Consider the following 3,815-nt stretch of genomic DNA (forward strand, 5'->3'; position numbering starts at 1 on the left):
GCCCACACCACCGCCGCCGCCACCCTCGCCCTCTGATTTAGTGAAAGGAGGGGCCCCTTGTTAACGCCTCGGGTAGTAAAAGGGCCCCCTATTAACACCAGCGCCAGCGTCGACGGCAGCAGCGGCAGCGGCGGCAGCGGCGTCGGCAGCGGCGGCGTCGGCAGCGGCAGCGGCAGCGGCAGCGGCGACGGCGGCAGCGGCGGCGGCGGCGAGTGGTCGGGGCTGCACGCGGACGCGGTGTCGGTGCTGAGCGGGTGGGAGCCCACCAGCACGGCGGCGACGACGGCTCGGGACCAGACCCTCGCCCTGCTGGCCGCGGGGCCGGTGGCGATGCGGCGCGAACACCGGGCCGGTCACGTCACCGCCAGCGCGCTGGTCTTCGACGCGACCGGTTCCCGGGTGCTGCTCTGCCTGCACGGCAAGTTCCACAAGTGGGTGCAGCTCGGCGGGCACTGCGAGCCGGCCGACCACACCCTGGCCGAAGCGGCGTTGCGGGAGGCCACTGAGGAGTCGGGCATCGCCGGCCTGCGGATCGATCCGGTGCCGATCGATGTGGACGTGCATGCGGTGAGCTGCCAGGGCGGGTCGCTGCACCACGACGTCCGGTACGCGGTGTTCGCCCCGCCGGGAGCGGTGGAGCAGGTCAGCGCGGAGTCCGAGGCGCTGGGCTGGTTCCCGCCCGACCGGCTGCCGGAGCCGCTGGCCGGTGGGACCGCCCGACTCGTCGTACCCGGGTTGGCCGCGTTCAGACGAGCTTGTCCTCTCCCCGCTCCTTGAGCTCGTCGACGATCTTCTTGACGTCCTGGGCGCGGTCCCGGGGGCAGATCAGCAATGCGTCGGGCGTGTCGACCACGATGAGATCCCGGACGCCGACGCCGGCCACCAGCCGACCCGACTGGGGCACCACCACCACGCCGGTGCTGTCCCGCAGCAGCACCTCCGCCTTGGCGTCCATGCCGAGCACCACGTTGCCGTCGGCGTCGTTCGGCAACACCTCACCGAGGGTGTGGAAGTCGCCCACGTCGTTCCAGCGGAAGTCGCCCGGCACCGTGGCCACCCGGCCGGCACTTGCCGCGCCCTCCATCACCGCGTAGTCGACCGAGATCTTCGGCAGCGTGGGCCAGACCGCGCCGAGCACGTCATCCTGCTCGTCACTGCCCCACGCTGCGGCGATCGCGGTGGCTCCGGCGTGCAGGGCGGGCTGCTGGCGGGCCAGTTCGGCGAGGAAGGCGGACACCCGCCAGACGAACATGCCGGCGTTCCAGAGATACCGACCCGAGCGCAGGTACGCCTCGGCCACCTCGGCGTTCGGCTTCTCCTTGAACTCGACGACTGGACGCATCAGGCCATCGCCGACCGGCTCGCCGGTTTGCAGGTACCCGTACCCGGTCTCCGGTCGGGTCGGGGTGATCCCCACGGTCATCAGCAGTCCCTGCTCGGCGCCCCGGACCGCCTCCCGGACGGTCTCCACCCACCGCTGCGGGTCACCGATCAGATGATCGGCGGCGAAGGAGCCCATCACCGCGTCCGGATCCCGTACGGCGATCACCGCCGCAGCCAGCGCGATGGCGGCGCAGGAGTCCCGCGGCGAGGGCTCGACCAGGATGTTCTCCTCCGGCAGACCGGTCAGTTGGCGGGCCACGGCGGCGGCGTGGGCCGCGCCGGTGACCACCATGGTGCGCTCCGGGGTGGTCAGCGGTGCGGCCCGCTCCACGGTCGCCTGGAGCAGCGAGGCGGAGGTGCCGGTGAACGGATGGAGAAACTTGGGATGGCCGGCGCGGGACAGCGGCCACAACCTCGTGCCGCTGCCACCTGCCGGAATGACGACATAGATCACCAGGACATCATGCCCGAACCGCGCGGACCGGGCCTGTGGTTGCCACTGTCAGGAACGCGCCCTCGACCAGGCGGCGACGTGCACCTCGGCGCTGGACTCCCAGGTGAACTCCTTGGCCCTGTCGAAACCGGCCTTGGCCAACGACAACCGGCGCGGCTCGTCGTCGAGCAACGCGGCCAGGTCGATGGCGATCTGGTCCGGATCCTCGCTGGTGTACGCGACCGCGTCGCCACCCACCTCCGGCAGCGACAGCCGGGGCGTGGTGAGCACCGGCGCCGCGCACGCCATCGCCTCCAGGATCGGCAGGCCGAAACCCTCACCGTACGACGGGTAGGCGGCGACCAGGGCACCACCGAGGAAGCCCGGCAGGTCGGCGTAGCGCAGGTAACCGGGGCGCAGCAGGCGCAGGTGCGGCGGCACCTCGGCCACCGCCCGGTCGATGTCGTCGTCGTGCCCCTGGCCACCGGCGACGACGAGCGCGGGCGGGTCCTGCCGGTCGGCCACCGCGCGGGCCCAACCCCGGATCAGATTGGGTACGTTCTTGCGCGGCTCCTTGGCACCGAGGAACGCGACATAGCTGCCGTTGCCGAGGCCGAGGCGGGCGCGTACCCGGGCCTTCTCCTCGTCGCCGGGCGCGTGGAAGGCGGCGTGGTCGACGCCGTGGTATGCCACGTCGATCCGGGTCGGGTCGGCGTCGAGCAGCCGGATCAGCTCGTCCCGGGTCGCCTTGCTCGGCACGATCACCCGGTCGGCCCGGCGCAGTGAGGTCTTGATGGCGCTGCGGAAGAACGTCCGGCGAGACTTGTCGTAGTGCTCCGGCTCGGTGAAGAACGTCGCGTCGTGCACGGTCACCGTGACCGGGCAACCGGCCCGCAACGGGCAGGTGTAGAAGGGCGAGTGCAGCACCTCCGCGCCGACCTGCTGGGCCAGCAGCGGCAGGCCGGTCTGCTCCCAGGCGAGCCGGGCGGGCCGGTGCGCGACGGCGGCAGGCGCGGGCACGATCTCCGCGCCGGGCAGCATCCTGCGGTAGCGCTCCAGATCGGTGCGCAGGCTCACGACGACCAGGTCCACCGCCGAGCCACACACCTTGCCGAGGGCGCCGAGCAGCCCATCGACGTATCTACCGACGCCGCCACGGTCGACGGGGACACTCGTGGCGTCGATGAGCACGCGGGGCGGGCGACCGGCGGTCACGTGGCGACTCCTTGCGATGGCGGGACTGTGGGGAACAACACTCCGGGCAAGCCTACGCCGGAGCCGGGTACGGACGCTGACTGCGACCCGACGGTACGCCGACTTGTCGCTGTCATCGAATACGGCCGCGGGCCGCGTATCGTTCGCGCCGATGGCCGACAACATTGCCCGGGTCTTCGCCGACGCGATCGCGCCCGACCCGACCCGACCGCTGCTGACCTGGTACGACGACGCCACCGGTGAGCGCACCGAACTCTCCGGGGCAACGCTGGCGAACTGGGTGGCCAAGACCGCCAACCTGCTCGTCGACGAACTGTCCCTCGGGCCCGGTGACACCGCAGGGATACTGCTCCCGCCGCACTGGCAGACCGCCGCCGTGCTGCTCGGCTGCTGGGCGGCCGGGCTGACGGTCACCGACGAGCCGGGCGAGGTGGACGTGCTCTTCGCCGCCGCCGACCGGACCGCCGAGGCGGACGCCTTCACCGTCGGTGACCGGTACGCCCTCGCGCTGCACCCGTTCGCGCTACCGCTGCGCGAGGTGCCGGCCGGCTTCGCCGACTACGTGACCGAGGTACGCGCACACGGTGACCACTTCACCGCGTACCCTCCGGGCGGCCCGGCTCACGCGGAGCTACTGGCCCGGGCGACGGCCCGCGCCACGGAACTGGGCCTCACCCCCGGCGGCCGCGTCCTGATCGACGTCGATCGCCATCCCGACCCGCTCGACTGGCTGCTGGCTCCCCTGGCCGCCCAGTCCACCCTCGTCCTCTGCGCCCACCCCGAC

The 3,815-nt window shown here is 72.3% G+C and carries 4 protein-coding genes; 2 read left to right on the plus strand and 2 right to left on the minus strand.

Annotation, left to right across the window (positions count from 1 at the left end):
- Window positions 1–222: 222 nt before the first annotated feature.
- Window positions 223–777, plus strand: a complete 555-nt coding sequence (locus C1I93_RS29355) for an NUDIX hydrolase (protein ID WP_223256181.1) — start codon at window positions 223–225, stop codon at window positions 775–777.
- On the opposite strand, the gene C1I93_RS29360 is transcribed toward C1I93_RS29355, so the two are convergent.
- Both C1I93_RS29360 and C1I93_RS29365 read right to left on the minus strand, forming a co-directional pair.
- Window positions 746–1,837, minus strand: a complete 1,092-nt coding sequence (locus C1I93_RS29360) for a mannose-1-phosphate guanylyltransferase (protein ID WP_111246506.1) — start codon at window positions 1,835–1,837, stop codon at window positions 746–748. The genes C1I93_RS29355 and C1I93_RS29360 overlap by 32 nt on opposite strands.
- 48 nt (window positions 1,838–1,885) lie before the next feature.
- Complete coding sequence (locus tag C1I93_RS29365; protein WP_111246507.1) at window positions 1,886–3,031, minus strand: glycosyltransferase family 4 protein; 1,146 nt, start codon at window positions 3,029–3,031, stop codon at window positions 1,886–1,888.
- Window positions 3,032–3,182: 151 nt separating this feature from the next.
- On the opposite strand from C1I93_RS29365, the gene C1I93_RS29370 reads away from it, so the two are divergent.
- Window positions 3,183–3,815: TIGR03089 family protein (locus tag C1I93_RS29370; protein WP_111246508.1), on the plus strand; the 633-nt coding region annotated here is incomplete at its 3' end.

The sequence above is a fragment of the Micromonospora endophytica genome, assembly GCF_003236305.1.
In the GTDB taxonomy this organism is placed as follows: Bacteria; Actinomycetota; Actinomycetes; order Mycobacteriales; family Micromonosporaceae; genus Micromonospora; species Micromonospora endophytica.